This is a genomic window from Anaerobium acetethylicum (assembly GCF_900096945.1).
GTDB classification, from domain to species: Bacteria; Bacillota; Clostridia; order Lachnospirales; family Lachnospiraceae; genus Anaerobium; species Anaerobium acetethylicum.
On record NZ_FMKA01000002.1, the window covers coordinates 207,201 to 225,046 of the forward strand.

Here is a 17,846-nt window from a genome sequence, read left to right on the forward strand (position 1 = left end):
ATGTTTCCGCTGGCTGTCTTTCATGGATTATAACCGAACCGTCATCTACAGATACTCATTGCGGTTACAGATTTTCAGGTTTTCAATGACCTTCTTGATGTCACCGGCATGGTCCTTGCTGCAGATCAGGGTAGCATCATCCGTATCCACGATGATCATGTCTTCGATTCCCACAGCTGCAATCAGCTTCTTAGAGCCTTCGATGATGCAGTTGCTGCTGTCGATCGTGATGATATTTCCATGGACAACATTTCCGTATTCGTTGGATTTCCTGATGCGGCCTACAGCAAGCCAGGATCCCACGTCATCCCAGCCAAAAGATCCGGGCAGGATATAAATGTTCTCCGCCTTTTCCATAATGCCGTAATCGATGGATTCGGACTCGAAGGCAGCGAATTCTTTTTCAAGAACAGAACCTTCTTCGGAGGTCCCGACGGAATCCCTGATTGTCATCAGGCCCTTGTAGGTATCCGGCATATAGATTTCGATATTCTTCAGTATCGTGGAGGTCTTCCATACGAACATGCCGCTGTTCCAAAGATATTCTTCGGTTGCCAGATACTCCTTTGCAACTTCAAGGCTCGGCTTTTCTACGAACCGGTCCACCGCATATGCATGGTCTTCCAGGGAGTCGGAGTTGAATTTGATGTAGCCGTAGCCTGTTTCAGGATAATCCGGAGTGATTCCGATCGTCACGAGATTTTCGCCCTTTTCGGCAATGGCGCAGGCATCTTTCAGAGTGGCGATGAACATGCTGTTGTATTTGATCAGATGGTCTGAAGGGAGCACCATCATTGTCGCATCCTCGTATTTTTTCGTGATGTGGACGGCGCCGAGCCCGATGCACGGAGCAGTGTTCCTGCTCATTGGCTCGCAGAGTATGTTTTCTTCCGGGATCCCGGGAAGCTGCTTCATAACAAGCGCCTTGTAATCTTTATTTGTCGCGATATAAATATCTTCCATTTCTACGATAGGAAGTATTCTCTCAACTGTATGCTGTATCATGGTTCTGCCATCATCAGTCAGAGAAAGAAACTGTTTTGGCAGATCTTTTCTGCTCTTGGGCCAAAAACGCTCGCCGCGCCCGCCGGCCATAATCAGTGCTGTTTTTTTCATGGTGTTCTTATTCCCCCTGTTAAGATTTGAGTGCACTGACACATTGATATCTTGACAAATCACTTGCCTTGGTTTCCATCTGCGGCGTTGTCGTCAATCAGCGTAGCCACCGCTATGCCTCATTCCTCCGTCTTGCAGAATGAAAACCAATTCAGCGTCATTTGTCTAAGTGTCAATGTGTCAGCACACTAGTGATGTTTATGGTTTATGCTGCCTGGCTATCTGTGAAATGTGTAAAACAGCGTAAGACCATATCTTTTATGATACTATATTGAGAAAAATAAAACAATAATAACAGGTACGAAAAGTTGGGAAAAAGCGCCATATAAAGCAAAAACCTGGTAGACTTGTTTGGGGTTTTATGGTAGCATATTTAAAGCGACTGCTTATAAATTACAGGATATACGTCCTATGATTTATAAGTGTTCCACGAGGAAGCATACTTACTTTTTGAAGAGGAGAATTTATAAGATGGGATTTATGGAAACATACGAATTATGGTGCAGGGATGAATATTTTAATGAAGAAACAAGATCGGAGCTTCTGGCGATCAGAGGCAATGATGCGGAAATAGAAGATCGTTTTTACAAGGATTTAGAGTTTGGGACCGGAGGACTCAGGGGCGTGATTGGCGCAGGAACGAACCGTATGAACCTTTATACGGTCAGAAAGGCGACCCAGGGGCTCGCCAATGTCATCCTTTCTGAAAATGGCCAGGACAAGGGAGTGGCAATCGCATACGATTCCAGGAACATGTCACCGGAATTTGCAGACGAGGCTGCCCTATGCCTGAATGCAAACGGTATCAGGACATACTGTTTTGAAGCCCTGAGGCCTACGCCTGAACTTTCATTTGCTGTAAGGGAGCTTGGCTGCATAGCCGGCATCGTCATTACAGCCAGCCACAACCCGCCTGAATACAACGGATACAAGGTATACTGGCAGGACGGCGCGCAGATCACCTATCCGAAGGATGAGGAAATCATAACGGAAGTCAACAAAGTTAAGGATTTCCACACCATGAAGACTATGACAAAGGAAGCTGCCGTAAAGGCAGGACTCTACAATGTGATGGGCGAAGAGATGGATGACAGATATATAGAAGCCCTGAAAAAGCTGATCATCAATCCGGAAGTCATCAAAGCCATGGCCGAGGATATCAAAATCGTATACACACCGCTCCACGGCACGGGAAACATGCCTGTCAGGAGGGTCCTGAAGGAACTGGGATTCAAAAACGTATATGTGGTCAGGGAGCAGGAAATGCCGGACGGCAACTTTTCGACCGTGTCCTATCCGAATCCGGAAGATCCAGCTGTATTCGAGCTGGCGATCAGGCTGGCAAAGGAAAAGGATGCTGACATCATCCTGGCTACGGATCCGGATGCTGACAGGCTCGGCGTCTATGCAAAGGATTCCGCTACCGGGGATTACATCAGCTTTACGGGAAACATGTCGGGCATGCTGATCGCGGAATACATCCTCAGCCAGAGGAAGGCAAAGGGAACACTTCCGGCAAACGGCGCCCTCGTAAAGACCATAGTGACGACCAGCATGGCTGATGCGGTTGCAAAGGAATACGGCGTGAAACTGATAGAAGTCCTCACCGGATTCAAATATATCGGCGAACAGATCAAATTCTTTGAAGAGCAGAAGACCTGGGAATATGTATTCGGCCTTGAAGAAAGCTACGGATGCCTCGTGGGAACCCATGCAAGGGATAAGGATGCAGTCGTTGCCGTCATGGCCCTCTGCGAAGCGGCAGCATACTGCAAGAGCCAGAACAGGACCCTGTGGGATGAGATGATCAGCTTATACGAGAAATACGGCTACTACCGCGAAGGCCTGGAATCCATAACACTGAAGGGAATCGAAGGGGTAGAGAAGATCAAAACCATAATAGAAAAGCTCAGAAGCAACCCGCCAGAACAGCTGGGCAGCCTGAAAGTCCTCAGGGTGCGCGACTACAGAAACGGTAAAGTGAAGGACATGGAAACAGGGGAGATATCGGAGACGGGACTGCCTGAATCCAACGTGCTCTACTATGACCTGAGCAACAATTCCTGGTGCTGCGTCAGACCTTCCGGAACTGAACCTAAAATCAAGTTCTACATGGGAGTAAAAGGGAACAGCCTGGAGGATTCGGACAGGGAACTGAAAAAACTGACGGAAGAGATGCTGAAGCTGGCGGAATAATGCAGGCTGCGCAGAAGCGGGCAGGGAGATGAACATGATGTTTTTGTATAAAGCATTTCTGATAGCGCTGCTGCTGGTCATAGCACCGGCTGTTTTAGGTTCGTTGTTGACGGACTTCAAAAGGAAAGGCGACGGCAGCCTGACAGCGCTCTATGTAAAGGGATGGCTGGTCATGATGGCGGTTTTCCAGCTGTTTGCAATTCCACTGATTTTCACCAGGGCGGACTTCACCACCCTGGTGCATGCATGGACAGTTGTCATCGTCCTGCTTTCTGTGATCCTGCTTGTCAGGAACAGGAAGGAATATTATAAAATATGGAAACAGTACCGGTACGGCAGGAGAGAAACCGTATGGCCTTATATTTTTGCCATAGAGCTGATCATCGTTCTGACCATGGCAATGGTTTTGCTGCAGCATGTAGACGACGACGATGCGTTCTATGTGGGAACTGCCGTTACGACTCTGCAGACCGATTCCATGTATGAATATGATGCTTACACGGGGGATGTATACGGCGCGTTTCCGGCCAGATATGTCCTGTCGCCGTTTCCTGTGTTCGTAGCTCTGATTGCGAAACTGACGATGCTTCATCCCACTATTATTGCGCATACTGTACTGCCGGTATTTCTGATTCCGCTGGCCTTCATGGTATACGGACTCATTGGAAGGGAGCTGTTCGGCGAGAATAAAAAGGCAGTCGGCTTCTTTCTGTTAGCCCTGCTTGCACTGAACCTGTGGGGAAACTTTTCCGTATATACGTCCTCATCCTTTCTGCTGTTCAGGATCTGGCAGGGGAAGGCGGTGCTGGCAAGCATACTCCTGCCCCTTGTCATCTACAGCGCAGGATGTCTTCTGAATGAAAAAGGAAGAGGACAGGACTGGCTGATGGCCCTGGCGCTTGCTCTTTCGAGCTGCATGGTATCCTCAATGGGAATCTTTCTGATGCCCCTGTCGCTGGGGGCATACGCGCTGGTTTATCTGGTTACAAGAAGAAAAGCTTATGTGATCGGAAGGGTGCTGTCCTGCTGCACACCTTGTATCATATACGGTCTGATTTATATTTTTGCGCTATAGGGAGGAAAGCTGATGTCTGAAATGGTACGACAAGCCTACAATATGTTTCAGGGTGACAGTACTTATTTAGTACTGTTCTATATAGCGCTGCTCTATGCCTTCATAGCGGACAGGAAGCTGAGGGAGCTTCTCGTATACCCTTCGCTAACTGTGATGGTGATTGCCTTTATGCCGGTCACTGCAAAAATCATCGCAGAGTATATCATAGGCGCTGAAGTATACTGGAGGGTGTTCTGGCTTCTTCCTATTATAATCGTAATTGCATATGCAGCCACCCACATGATTATGAGCAGGAAGAAAGCCAGCAGCAGAAGCATCACATTCCTTGTACTTCTGCTGCTGATCGCCTTATCGGGAAAATTCATCCTGACGGGAGAAAATTTCGAGATGCCGGAAAATTACTTTAAAATCCCGAATGAGGCAATCTTTATCGCTGAAATGATAAAGGAAGATAAAGGGACGGATATCGAAAGCGCAGCTCCAAAGCTGGCGGTCCCTTATGAACTTGCATGCACCATCAGACAGTATGATGCATCGATTCCGCTTCTTTTCGGGAGGCGGCCCCATGATTCCCGTTCAGAAGGAAGCGTAGAAGTTTACGAAACCATCAATTCGGCAAACCCGGACATCGAAAAAATAGCGGAAATAGCCAGAAGGAACAGATGTGGATATATTGTCCTGGCAGTCAGCCAGCAGCCACTTTCATCTCCGGAGGACAGCGGCTATATTGAAGTGGGCAGGACAGGAAAGTACATTCTTTATAAAGATGGGACTCTGTTCTGACCTCATTTGACGGATTTAAGAATATTTTAATGAAATTTTTAGTTGCCCTTTGATTGCGAATATTGTATTATATAGCCTATGGAAATCATCAGCCGGGCTAATCCTGCCGGTTTTACTGTAACATTGTGGGAGTTTGGAAGTTTAAGGGACACCCACGTTTTTTTGCTGGACGGATTCAGGAGATCCGCTCACTGTTATCATTATAAATTATGAATGGTAAAGAAATGGAAATAAGGTGATAACGCTTGATAAAGGACAATCAAAAACATTTTAACAGACTGCATGTAGTCATAGATGCCTTCGTAATTGCTGTCACCTATGCACTTGCATGGTTGCTGAAATTTAAAAGCGGTATTTTTTATAACCCGGGACTGTATCTTTCAGTCCAGGTTTATTTTTCTGCATTGGCGTTCATAGTGCCTGTGTACCTGATACTTTATTATGCATTCAACCTCTATACGCCGAAGCGGGTGCAGGGAAGGCGTCTTGAAGCTGCTAATATCGTCAAGGCGAATACCATAGGCCTCCTTCTTTTCTTTGTAGTGCTCTATATCATCAAGCAGGTGGATTTCTCGAGATCAATGATCTTCATTTTCTACTGCATCAATATAGCAGCAGAGGTACTTGTAAGGAACGTCATCAGATACAGTTTACGGAATATCCGCAAGAAGGGCTTCAATCTGAAGCACATACTCCTCGTCGGATACAGCAGGGCTGCGGAGGAATACATAGACAGGATCAGGGCGAATCCACAGTGGGGATATGTCGTCAGGGGAATCCTGGATGACAATGTGGAGCGAGGCACCATATATAAAGGGATCAAGGTTCTTGGACGCATAGACAATCTGTTTGTCATCCTGCCGGAGAACAAACTGGACGAAATTGCGATTACCCTGAGCATCAACGAATATGCAAAACTTGAACATATCGTAAGCCTATGCGAAAAATCAGGCGTGCATACAAAATTCATTCCCGATTACAACAACATCATTCCTACAAAGCCATATACAGAAGATCTTCTGGGTCTTCCGGTCATTAATATCAGAAGGGTTCCGCTGACAAATACCCTGAACATGATTTCAAAAAGGATGGTCGATATCGTCGGTGCGGCAGCGGCAATCATCCTGTTTTCGCCTGTTATGCTCGTGACGGCAATCATTATAAGGCTCACATCGAAAGGCCCTTTGATTTATGCACAGGAAAGGGTCGGGCTTCATAACAAGACCTTCCGGATGTACAAATTCCGTTCCATGGAGGTTCAGGCACCGAAGGAAGAACAGAGCGCCTGGACTGTAAAGAACGATCCGAGGGTCACCGGAATCGGAAAATTCATAAGGAAGACGAGCATCGACGAATTCCCGCAGTTCTTCAACGTCCTGATGGGTGACATGAGCCTTGTGGGACCAAGACCCGAGAGGCCTTTCTTCGTCGAAAAATTCCGCGAAGAGATTCCAAGATACATGGTAAAACACCAGGTAAGGCCGGGGCTTACGGGCTGGGCGCAGGTGAATGGATACAGGGGAGATACCTCCATAAGAAAAAGGATAGATCATGATCTATATTATATAGAGAACTGGACAATGGGTTTTGATATTAAAATTCTGTTTTTAACAGTATTTAAGGGGTTTGTAAACAAGAACGCTTATTAGTGTCGGATAGAGAGGTTAGAAAATGTCGGTTGAAGAAAAACAGATGAAAAAGAGAAATAAAAATAGCAGGGCAGCAAAAAGAAGAAGACGCAGGAGGATCATCCTGGGCGTTGAATTGTTTTTGATCCTGATCCTGGCAGGTGTCCTTTATGGATATACGAAATATGGCATGATGCAGAAGGAAGAGATTCCGGAAGAAGATGTCATCGTCAACGAAATCGATGATGAGACGACGGTCGAAAAAGAAGGATACAGGAATATCGCACTATTTGGAGTGGATTCAAGGACAGCAGGTTCCCTGGGTGAAGGAAACCACAGCGACTGTATCATCGTTGCCAGCATCAACAACAAGACAGGGGATATCAAGCTTGTCTCAGTATACAGGGACACTTATCTGAACCAGTCGACGGACAGCTACAACAAGGCGACACAGGCTTATTTCTCAGGAGGACCGAAGCAGTCCATCAATATGCTCAACATGAACCTCGATCTGGATATCAAGGATTATGTTTCGGTGGATTTCGCAGCTCTGGTTGATGTAATTGACCTGTTAGGCGGAATCGAAATCGATATACAGACCGCTGATGAAGTTGTTCATCTTAATAACTATGCAATCGAGACATCAAAAGTAACGGGAGTCAAGACTACAAAGGTCAAAAAGCCAGGGCTTCAGGTTCTTGACGGGGTACAGGCTACTTCCTATGCAAGGATCAGGTATACGGCAGGTGACGACTTCAGAAGAACAGAGCGCCAGAGAGAGGTAATCGAGAAGATTATCGAAAAGGCGAAAACGGCAAATGTCGTTACCCTGAACAAAGTAATTAATGAAGTATTCCCACAGGTATCAACAAGCCTTTCTATAAAAGAGCTTATCGCACTTGTGCCGAATGCTGCAAAATACAGCATCAGTGAGACTGCCGGATTCCCGTTCGATAAGACGACAGGTACCGTAGGAAAGAGAGGCAGCTGTGTAATCGCCCAGGGCCTCGAGCAGAATGTCGTTCAGCTCCATGAATTCCTGTTCGGAGAAAAGGACTATCAGCCATCTGCAACCGTGACGCAGATCAATAATAAAATCATTAAGGATACCGGAGTCAAAGCGCTGATAAAAGAAGAGACAGAAGAAGAGACAGACGAAGAAACAGATGACAGCGGAGATTCGAAGTCTACAACGGGTTCTAGTACCAAGACCAGCACAAGCAAGAATTAAAGTAATAGATCAGGTAAAAAGGAGATTTCTGCATTGGAAAATTCAGAGTCTCTTTTTTGCTGTCTCCTGCCATTTTGCAAGGCGGAGTGGAGCAGAACGGGGGCAAAAAGCCGTCCGGGCATCAAAGAGAGCAGCTTCGGAAAGGAAGATAGTATGGAAAAAACATTTACAGTCGACTTAATAGTGCCTGCATATAAGCCAGGCAGGGAACTGGACCTCCTTCTTGAAAAAATCCAGGAACAGACCCACAAGGTCCGCAAGATCATCCTGGTCAATACGGAGAAGGCATATCTGGACGAAAACCGGTATAAGGATATCAAAAACCTTCAGATACATCATATAAAGAAGTCAGAGTTCGATCATGGAAGGACAAGGGATTTCGGGGCAAAGCTTTCAGATGCTGACATACTCGTATTCATGACCCAGGACGCAGTACCCAAAAACGAAAGGCTTATCGAGAATCTGCTCAGGCCCTTTGCGAATCCTGAGATCGGAGCGGCTTATGCAAGGCAGCTCCCAGCGGACGACTGCAGGGAGGTGGAGAAATTCACCAGAGCGTTCAACTATCCAGCCCAGTCTTCGGTCAAGTCCCTGAAAGATCTGGACAGGCTCGGGATCAAGACCTTTTTCTGCTCGAATGTCTGTGCCGCCTACAGGAGGGACTTATATGAGAGCCTCGGGGGATTCGTGAAGAAAACCATATTCAATGAAGATATGATTTTTGCCGGAAACATTATAAAATCCGGGAAGAGCATTGCCTATGCGGCAGATGCAGAGGTTGTCCATTCCCACAACTACGGGAATATGGAGCAGCTGAGGAGAAATTTTGATCTGGCCGTCTCCCAGGAAGATCATCCTGAGGTTTTTGCAGGGGTGAAATCAGAGAGCGAGGGGATTAAGCTCGTAAAGAAAAGTGCAGCACATCTGGTCAGGATCGGAAAGCCATGGCTCATTCCGGATCTCATCATAAAAAGCGGATTCAAATTCATTGGCTACAAGCTGGGAAGAAAATACCGCTCCCTTCCCCAGTGGCTCATAAACAGGCTGACAATGAACCGTGCATACTGGCTTTAACGGCATCTGCGCCGTTGTTCGAATGTGAATAGAAGTTCAAAGTTTTTTAATCAATTAAACACAAATTGAACACAAACTCTTGTTAAACTTATAATCAGTTAAAAGATAAGCAGCCCGGATATGCAAGCCTTCATTTGGCAGGGCAAGTTTGAAAGGAGAATCATTTATGTTTGATGAATTTGAAAATAAGAAAAACCAGAATAACGAGGAACCAGATAGAGAAATGAAAGATAGCACATTGCCGGAGGGCGACGTGCTGTATGGTGAAGTAACGGACAATGCAGCACCAGGTCAGGCAGTAACGGACAATGCGGTAATTGATAACGAAGTCCCGGTTACAAAAGCGGCTGATCATGAACCAGGCACTAAATCAGGCGGTGAAAGCAGCCAGGGCAGCATGCCGATGAGCGATTCCTTCAATTATGGAACAGTCGAGGGAAGCAGCTACAGGTACAGCAATGTAACCGGGGAAAACAGAATCAACGATACGGGCAGCAATACGGGCAGCAATACGGGTGACAGCACCCGGAAAGTTTCCGGCAGCAGCACCCAGGCATCCTCAGAAAGCAGCAGGGAAAATGTGTATGCTGCATATAATTTTACGGAGGATGGGAATTCGGGATATGCAGGTAACACCGGAAATAATGGAAATAATGGAAATAATGGTGGAAAAAAGGAAAAGACGAAAAAAATAAAAACCCATAAAAGCGACAGCTTTGGAAGACGGATCGCCATGACTGCGGCAATAGCGCTAGTGTTCGGATCCATTTCAGGAGCGGCTTTCCAGGGTGTGAATATGATTGCAGGATCGTTGCAGAAAGACAGCAGTGCCCAGCAGATTGCACAGACAACGCTTGACTCTGCTGCAGATGCCGGCGATATCATTGCGGCAAACACGACCCAGACAACAACTACGGTCAGTGATGTTTCGAGCGTCGTAGAAGCGGTGATGCCGTCCGTCGTCTCGATTATAAACAAAGCTACTGTTTCGCAGCAGAACATGTTTGGTCAGTCCATGGAATATGAAAGCGAAGGAAGCGGATCCGGCATCATAATCGGTCAGAATGATACGGAAATGCTCATCGTAACAAACAACCACGTTATTGATAATGCCAATTCCATTACAGTGACCTTCATAGACGAGCAGACCTATGATGCCCAGGTGAAGGGAACTGATGCCAATATGGATCTTGCTGTGATAGCAGTTCCGCTCAGTGACCTGACAGAAGATACCATGAGCCAGATCAAGATAGCAGTGCTGGGTGATTCAGATGCCCTTACAGTGGGCGAACCGGCAATTGCAATCGGAAATGCATTGGGATACGGACAGTCGGTCACGACTGGAGTCATCAGCGCACTGAACCGGGAAGTCACGGTCGACAACATTACCAACGAACTGATCCAGACAGATGCGGCAATCAATCCGGGCAACAGCGGCGGAGCCCTCCTGAACATAAAGGGTGAGGTCATCGGAATAAACGCAGTGAAATTCGCATCAAGCGACGTTGAAGGCATGGGCTATGCAATACCGGTTTCATCGGCAACCCCTATCATCAACGAGCTTATGAACAAAAAAACCAGGGTAAAAGTAGATGAAGCGGAAAAAGGATATCTTGGAATCCAGGGCGTTGACGTCACATCAGAAGTGGCAAAAACCTACAGCATGCCAATGGGCGTATATGTTGCGGCAGTTGTCGAAGGCACAGCGGCAGATGATGCGGGTCTTGTAAAGGGAGATATCATCACTGCCTTTGATGGAAACAGCATTACCTCAATGGAAGGCCTCCAGGGTATTCTGGAATACTATGCGGCAGGGACGACAGTCGACCTGACAGTGGAGAGAGCATCAAATGGCGGCTACGAAAAAGAGACAGTTTCAGTCACTTTGGGAGAGCGGACTGCTCAATAGGCAGAAGCCAGGAACCAATTAAGAAGCAGATAAAAAAATAATAAATCAGGCGACAAAGCTTAACAGCCAGTACCGGGAGCATAATCCGCAGGAACTGGCTGTTTTTGATTTATAGGACTAGCATGTCAAAAGTCCTCTTACAATGTTCGCTTTCGTTAATTTTCACATTCGCCATCTGTCGCACAGTGATGCAAAACATGATTCAATGAGCAGCTTTAGATCAAAGTGGTTTCGCCGCTTCAGCTCCACCCACCTAAAACTTGAAGGCGAAGACATTTTGCAGTGCGGAGGGCTGATTGACGATAGTCAATCAAATACCACAAGCCCGACTGCACATCTCCCAGAGGGTTTTCATATCATAGGACGAACTTTCCTATGATATGAAGACGTTGGTACTTGGCCGCGTACTTTGCGGCCTTACGTACCACTACGTCTTCATCTAAGCGAGAGCGCGCTGCGAATGAACATGTTTTGCATCACGTCCTCATTCACGAAACTTAGGCAAATTGACGTTTTTCTGTCAGCATCCAGGCGTCTAAAACATTGCTTGAATGATAAAAATAATTAAGATATAATGAAGTCAGAAGTGGCAGAGAGAGGAGAATAAATATGTCGCAGCAGAATGATGGCTTTCAAACAACGGATGAAAAGGAAACCGATCTTCCTGATAAAAGCATAGACAATATTCCGGATGCTGAAGATAATCAGGAAAACCAGGCCGGAACAAATGCGGATGATGATCCAAAAAACGAACCCACAAAGGACTCTGTTCCAGACGGATCCCATAAACATGTCCATGAAAAAAAGGACGGACATGAGGATGAATATGAGCAGATCTGCTATATCTGCAGGCGCCCTGAAAGCAAGACGGGAAGAATGATAAAAATTCCGAACAGCATTACAATCTGCGTGGACTGTATGCAAAAGGCTTTCGATACAATGGACAGCGTCGGAATGGATTATGACAGCATCCTGAAAAATTCGGAATTTCCGGGGCTAGGAAACATAAACATGGTGGACCTGTCAAATCTGCAGGAGAGCGTACCGCAGAGGCAGAAACTGAAAAAGAAGAAAGAAGAAAATCCAAAGCCGGTCGTCGACATCAAGAAAATCCCATCGCCTCACAAGCTGAAAGCCCAGCTTGACGATTATGTCATCGGGCAGGAGCGTGCAAAGAAAGTCATTTCGGTGGCTGTCTACAACCACTATAAAAGGGTTGCAACGAATACCATGGATGAGATTGAGATCGAGAAGTCGAACATGCTTATGATAGGCCCTACGGGCAGCGGCAAGACTTATCTTGTAAAGACCCTGGCAAGACTTCTGGATGTGCCGCTGGCCATGGCTGATGCGACGTCCCTTACGGAAGCCGGATATATAGGCGATGATATCGAAAGCGTGCTTTCGAAGCTGCTGGCTGCCGCAGACAATGATGTACAGCGTGCGGAGTCAGGAATCGTCCTGATCGATGAGATAGACAAGATAGCAAAAAAGAAGAATACGACACAGAGGGATGTCAGCGGAGAGTCGGTACAGCAGGGGCTGCTGAAGATGCTGGAGGGCGGAGAAATTGAAGTGCCTGTCGGAGCCAACAGCAAGAATGCAATGGTTCCCCTGGTCACAATGAATACGAAGAACATTCTGTTCATCTGCAGCGGTGCATTTCCGGATTTGGAGGAAATCATCAGGGAGCGGCTCAATAAGCAGTCGTCCATGGGATTTGTGGCAGATCTGAAGGACAAGTATGATGATGATGTAAACATCCTTCAGAAAGTGACCCTTGAGGATCTGAGGAGTTTCGGCATGATTCCGGAATTCATAGGGCGTCTTCCCATCGTCTATACGTTGGAAAGCCTGAATAAGGATATGCTCGTAAGGATACTGAAGGAGCCTAAAAATGCCATCCTGAAGCAGTACCAGAAACTTCTGGCGCTGGATGAGGTGAAACTGGAATTCGATGAAGGAGCGCTGGAGGCCATTGCCGAGAAGGCACTTGAAAAGAAGACCGGCGCCAGGGCATTAAGGGCTATCATAGAAGATTTCATGATGGACATCATGTATGAGATTCCAAAGGATGAGAATATCGGAAAAGTGACTATTACAAGGGACTATATTGAAAAGCGCGGCGGCCCGCTTATTGACATGAGGGGATACCTTCAGCTGGAAGGCAGGGTTTAACACCGGTGCCGGGAAAAAAAATACCTTTTGCCCCGATATCGTAATATAAAACAAAATGCGAAGGGAATGGTGGACATGATTTTTTACGTAATGGTTGCAGCAGGGGCTTTTGTACTGGATTACAAGATCAAGAACTATATTGAAAAGAACAAGGAATACAATGATCCGGAAGAGATTATGGGTGGAAACATCATTATCCGTAAAATTTATAACAGGGGTGCCATTATGAATTTCATGGATCACAAACAGAGGCTGGTTTCCAAGGTTTCCGTAATGCTTACCCTTGCGCTGTCAGTGTGCTATGTCTGGGTGCTTTTGAAAAAAGGGTGGGGCGGTCTGAAATTTGCCCTGAGCCTTGTTCTCGGAGGTGCAATCAGCAACACTTACGACAGGGTAATGCATAATTATGTCGTTGACTATTTCAGCTTCAACACAAAAATTCAGGGTCTGAAGAAAATAGTATTTAATATTTCAGATATGTTCATCTTTCTCGGGGCAGCAATAGCTGTTGTCTGGAGCTGGTTTGCGGAGGAGTAAGAGGGGACGTGATGCAAAACATGTTCATTCGCAGCGCGCTCTCGCTTAGATGAAGACGTAGTGGTACGTAAGGCCGCAAAGTACGCGGCCTAAGTACCAACGTCTTCATAAAGCTGCTCATTGAATCATGTTTTGCATCACTGTGTGATAGATGGCGGATGTGCAAATTGACGAAGCGAACGTTACGAAGGGACTTTTGACAGGTTAATCATGAGAGAATTAAAAAAAGCAATGGAATGTATGCGAAGCATACATTCCATTGCTTTTTTAACTAAGTCTATAAAGAATTAAGCGAAGCGGACGATACTAGCAATCTGCTTTGCATCTCTTCCTTAAAACTTGACCGGCTGAGCCGGACAGGATTTAATTAGAGTTTACAAACGTTAGTTGCCTGTGGTCCTCTGTTACCCTGTTCGATGTCGAAGCTTACTGCCTGACCTTCTTCAAGAGTTTTGAATCCGTCTGTCTGGATAGCTGAGAAATGTACGAATACATCTTCTCCGTTTTCTGCAGAAATAAATCCAAATCCTTTTTCGCTGTTAAACCATTTAACTGTACCTTTGTTCATTGTGGTACCTCCTTAAAAAAATAATATATTGTGCATAAAAAATTTCACATATTTTTACAAATCATATTTTAGAAAACATATAATCTCTAAAAATATGTGAAAATATTAATACTTGATTATAATAGCATGCAGGTTAGGAATTGTCAATACTTTTAGTAAAACTTAAACTATTATGGTGCCTTAGATATATACAAATATAGTGAAAATGCCCTTTTTAAGGGCTTCAGGACCTTGAAATTTTTTCTTTTTTTAACTGTATCGAAAGAATATTCAGCTAAAATAATTGTTGTGGCAATATTTTTGGCAAAATAGTATAATGCAGATATAAGGGGAGTTTTTGACTATCCCGGTAGATGTACGTGTTATTGTTTATGTGTTAACTGACGCAAAGTGTTACTGTTCACTCAGCGAACAGTAACACTTATGCAGCCCCGTGACGGGCTCGATCAGAGAGTCTGCATTTGTATAGTCAACGTGGCAGAGATGCAAAGGGAAGGTGGATAACATGAGAAAAAAATTACTGGCTTTAGTACTTATCCTGATACTGACTACGGTTCCTGGATGCACCCAAAATGGAAGTGACGGAGAAGAGACAGGCGAGGAAACTGGCGAAGAGACCGGAGAAGAAACAGGAGAGGAAACTGGCGAAGAGACCGGAGAAGAAACAGGAGAAGAGACCGGCGAAGAGACCGGAGAAGAAACAGGAGAAGAGACCGGCGAAGAGACCGGAGAAGAAACAGGAGAGGAAACCGAAGAGGAGACTGAAGAGGAGGGATATGTCCTTGCCGACTACTATCCATTCCTTGACAACACAGTCTATACCTATCAAGGCGATGGAAATGAATATGCTTCCTTTATCATGAACATTGATGCATATAAGGAAAACCGGATACAGACCAGGACCAACAACGGCGGAACGGAAATGGTAAGGGTCATAGAGGTAAAGAATGGGAAAATAACCAGAATTTTTTCGCGTCCGGAATGCTACTACAGAGAAAATTTCCTGACGAAAGCCGCGGAAGAGGCGGATGTACTGCTTATGGAACCATTGGAAAAAGGCACCGAATGGACGACGCCTGACGGATACAGACGTTACATTTCGGCTGTGGATGTCGAAGTAGAGACGCCTGCAGGCACGTTCAGGGCGGTGGAAGTAACGACGGAAAGTTCAGGGGATATAAATAAGGATTATTATGCGCCGGAGGTCGGCCTGGTCAAGACGATATGGGAATCGAAGGAAGGGTACACGGTATCTTCCACCCTCAGCTCGATGACCAGAAATCAGCCTCTTGTTCAGCATATCAGATTCTTCTACCCCGATAATAACGTGGAGAAGCTTTATTTCGTCGACAGAAACATATCTTTTGATACAAACGATATCACAAGGATTGTACTGCAGGAGGCCTTCAAGGAACTCCCCTCAGGAAAGGTTGCCAGGGTCCTTTCTGATAACGTGAAAATAAACTGGCTCTATCTGAACAAGGATGGAATGGTGTATGTGGACTTTTCAGAGGAACTTGTCAGGGATATGAATGCAGGAGCCGGATATGAATCCCTCATCCTTGCAAGCATAACCAATACACTTGGAAACTACTACGGCGTGGAGAGGGTGTATCTGACGGTGGCAGGTAAACCATATGCATCGGGACATATCGAGATGGGACGATGGGATTATTTTAAAGTCAATACGGACAATGCTTTACCGCTTCAATAAAATATAATCAGAAAACAAGAGAAGAGATGCTCTTGTCTGGTAGCGGGTAGGAAGCTGCTTCCTATCCGCTATTTGACATCATGGAGGGAGAAGTATATGGCAGATGCAGTTGAAATCAGGGGACTGACAAAATATTATGGGAAATCAAGAGGGATAATCGATGTATCCTTCAATATCGAGGAAGGGGAAATATTCGGCTTCATCGGTCCAAACGGCGCAGGAAAGTCAACCACGATCAGGGTAATGCTGGCACTCCTTTATCCCGATTCCGGATCGGCCAAGATATTCGGCCTTGACTGCATGAAACAGTCAAGGGAAATCGCGAAGCGGGTAGGATACCTGCCTAGCGAGGTTTTTTATTATGAAGGGATGAAAGTCAGGGAACTTCTGAACTATTCGGCAAGCTTCTACAAAAAGGACTGCAGCAAAAGGATCAAAGACCTGTCGGACAGGATGAACCTGGATCTGAACAAGAAAATAGACGAGCTGTCCTTTGGCAACAAGAAAAAGGTGGGAATCGTGCAGGGGCTTCTCCATTCGCCGGACCTTATCATTCTGGATGAACCTACATCAGGGCTTGATCCGCTGATGCAGCAGACTTTTTTCGAACTGATTAGGGAGGAGAATAAAAGGGGGGCAGCGGTCCTCATGTCTTCCCATATCCTGGGAGAGGTTCAGCGTCTCTGCGACAGGGTTGCAATCATTAAGGAGGGGCGGATCATCAAGGTTGAAAAGATTTCTACCCTGAAGGAAAACAGCGTCAGACGTTTTAAATTTGAAGTCGAGAGCAGCATACCTGAAGATTATTTTGCAATGGAGGGCGTGGATGGACTGAAGGTCGCAGGAAACGTGCACAGCTTCATATACAGGGGAGATGTCAACAGGATCATTAAAAAACTTTCTGCTGTTGAACTTGTGAATTTGTGGGCTGAGGAACCGGACCTTGAGGAAATCTTCCTGCATTACTACTCGGAAGGGGTGTGATGCCATGAATATTTACAGACACGAAATCAGGGTGAATCTTCTGACATCGTTTTTGTGGATCTGCGCCATATGCGGCATTTCCATGATACTGATGCTCTTCTACCCGATGATAAAAGCGGACATGGACGAATACCTTGTTTTTCTGGACAACTTTCCCCCTGCTGTAAAGGCCTTGATGGGGATCGTGACGGAGAATTTCAGCAGCCCATTGGGCTATTATGGATTTGCGTTTACCTATACCCTGCTTTTTGGAGCAATTCAGGCAATGAATCTGGGGGTAGGGATTCTTTCCAAGGAAGAGCGCGAAAAAACGGCTGATTTTCTGATGACGAAGCCTGTTACCAGGCTGGAAATACTGACTGCAAAACTGGCGGCATCCTTCACCATACTTGCCGTAACGAATGCATGCTACGTACCGCTCATGTACCTGATGCTGACCGGATATGCGGACGGGGAATTTGAAACAAAGACGTTCCTGCTGATCAGCTTTTCCCTCTTTTTCAGTCAGGCTGTCTTTTTCTTCATAGGGCTGGCGGTCTCGACAGTCTTGAAGAAGGTGCGGGCTGTTCTGCCGGTATCACTTGGGATGGTGTTTATGTTTTTTGCGATTTCTGCATTTGCTGTGACATCCAAGGATGACAGGCTGCGTTTTGTCACGCCATTCCAGTATTTCAAGGCAGACTACATACTGGCGGAAAAGCATTATGAAATGGAATACGTGGTCATGGGAGTGGCCGTCATCATGGTCGGAATCGCCCTGAGCTATTTCAGATACAGCCGTAAGGACATACAGGCAGTCTGATTATCATGCATCATTTGTGACTATGAAGGACATGGTCCTGAATAGTAATTA

The 17,846-nt window shown here is 46.0% G+C and carries 14 protein-coding genes; 12 read left to right on the forward strand and 2 right to left on the reverse strand.

Going from position 1 to position 17,846, the window contains the following annotated elements:
• Positions 1-45: 45 nt before the first annotated feature.
• Complete coding sequence (locus tag BJR36_RS03895; protein ID WP_091230566.1) at positions 46-1,116, reverse strand: mannose-1-phosphate guanylyltransferase; 1,071 nt, start codon at positions 1,114-1,116, stop codon at positions 46-48.
• A 471-nt stretch (positions 1,117-1,587) separates the two neighbouring features.
• On the opposite strand from BJR36_RS03895, the gene BJR36_RS03900 reads away from it, so the two are divergent.
• From BJR36_RS03900 to BJR36_RS03940, 9 genes are all read left to right on the forward strand, one after another.
• Positions 1,588-3,312: a phospho-sugar mutase gene (locus BJR36_RS03900; RefSeq protein WP_091230391.1), complete on the forward strand. Its 1,725-nt coding sequence runs from the start codon at positions 1,588-1,590 to the stop codon at positions 3,310-3,312.
• Between the two features lie 37 nt (positions 3,313-3,349).
• Positions 3,350-4,387 (forward strand): DUF6077 domain-containing protein, encoded by a 1,038-nt coding sequence (locus tag BJR36_RS03905; protein WP_091230394.1) that lies wholly within the window; start codon positions 3,350-3,352, stop codon positions 4,385-4,387.
• Between the two features lie 12 nt (positions 4,388-4,399).
• Positions 4,400-5,170 carry a hypothetical protein gene (locus tag BJR36_RS03910; RefSeq protein WP_091230396.1) on the forward strand — a complete coding sequence of 257 codons (771 nt, stop codon included), beginning with the start codon at positions 4,400-4,402 and terminating at the stop codon, positions 5,168-5,170.
• 245 nt (positions 5,171-5,415) lie between these two features.
• Entirely contained in the window at positions 5,416-6,819 is a 1,404-nt protein-coding gene (locus BJR36_RS03915; protein WP_091230400.1) for an undecaprenyl-phosphate glucose phosphotransferase, read from the forward strand.
• A gap of 43 nt (positions 6,820-6,862) precedes the next feature.
• The gene (locus BJR36_RS03920; protein ID WP_242875446.1) at positions 6,863-8,029 is read left to right on the forward strand and encodes an LCP family protein; all 1,167 of its coding nucleotides are present in this window, start codon (positions 6,863-6,865) and stop codon (positions 8,027-8,029) included.
• 33 nt (positions 8,030-8,062) lie between these two features.
• Positions 8,063-9,103, forward strand: coding sequence for a glycosyltransferase family 2 protein (locus BJR36_RS03925; RefSeq protein ID WP_330387803.1), 1,041 nt, complete (start codon positions 8,063-8,065; stop codon positions 9,101-9,103).
• A 166-nt stretch (positions 9,104-9,269) separates the two neighbouring features.
• Positions 9,270-11,012, forward strand: a complete 1,743-nt coding sequence (locus tag BJR36_RS03930; RefSeq protein ID WP_091230405.1) for a S1C family serine protease — start codon at positions 9,270-9,272, stop codon at positions 11,010-11,012.
• A gap of 609 nt (positions 11,013-11,621) precedes the next feature.
• Positions 11,622-13,190, forward strand: a complete 1,569-nt coding sequence (clpX, locus tag BJR36_RS03935) for an ATP-dependent Clp protease ATP-binding subunit ClpX (RefSeq protein WP_091230408.1) — start codon at positions 11,622-11,624, stop codon at positions 13,188-13,190.
• Between the two features lie 75 nt (positions 13,191-13,265).
• Entirely contained in the window at positions 13,266-13,727 is a 462-nt protein-coding gene (locus BJR36_RS03940; protein ID WP_091230411.1) for a signal peptidase II, read from the forward strand.
• A gap of 367 nt (positions 13,728-14,094) precedes the next feature.
• On the opposite strand, the gene BJR36_RS03945 is transcribed toward BJR36_RS03940, so the two are convergent.
• Positions 14,095-14,295 (reverse strand): cold-shock protein, encoded by a 201-nt coding sequence (locus tag BJR36_RS03945; RefSeq protein ID WP_091230414.1) that lies wholly within the window; start codon positions 14,293-14,295, stop codon positions 14,095-14,097.
• 505 nt (positions 14,296-14,800) lie between these two features.
• Between BJR36_RS03945 and BJR36_RS03950 the strand changes: the two genes are divergently transcribed.
• The 3 genes from BJR36_RS03950 to BJR36_RS03960 all read left to right on the forward strand — a co-directional run bounded on the left by BJR36_RS03950 (position 14,801) and on the right by BJR36_RS03960 (position 17,795).
• Positions 14,801-16,009 (forward strand): GerMN domain-containing protein, encoded by a 1,209-nt coding sequence (locus BJR36_RS03950; RefSeq protein WP_091230417.1) that lies wholly within the window; start codon positions 14,801-14,803, stop codon positions 16,007-16,009.
• Between the two features lie 96 nt (positions 16,010-16,105).
• Positions 16,106-16,993 (forward strand): ABC transporter ATP-binding protein, encoded by an 888-nt coding sequence (locus BJR36_RS03955; RefSeq protein ID WP_091230421.1) that lies wholly within the window; start codon positions 16,106-16,108, stop codon positions 16,991-16,993.
• A gap of 4 nt (positions 16,994-16,997) precedes the next feature.
• Entirely contained in the window at positions 16,998-17,795 is a 798-nt protein-coding gene (locus tag BJR36_RS03960; RefSeq protein WP_091230425.1) for an ABC transporter permease subunit, read from the forward strand.
• The last annotated feature ends 51 nt before the right edge of the window (positions 17,796-17,846 follow it).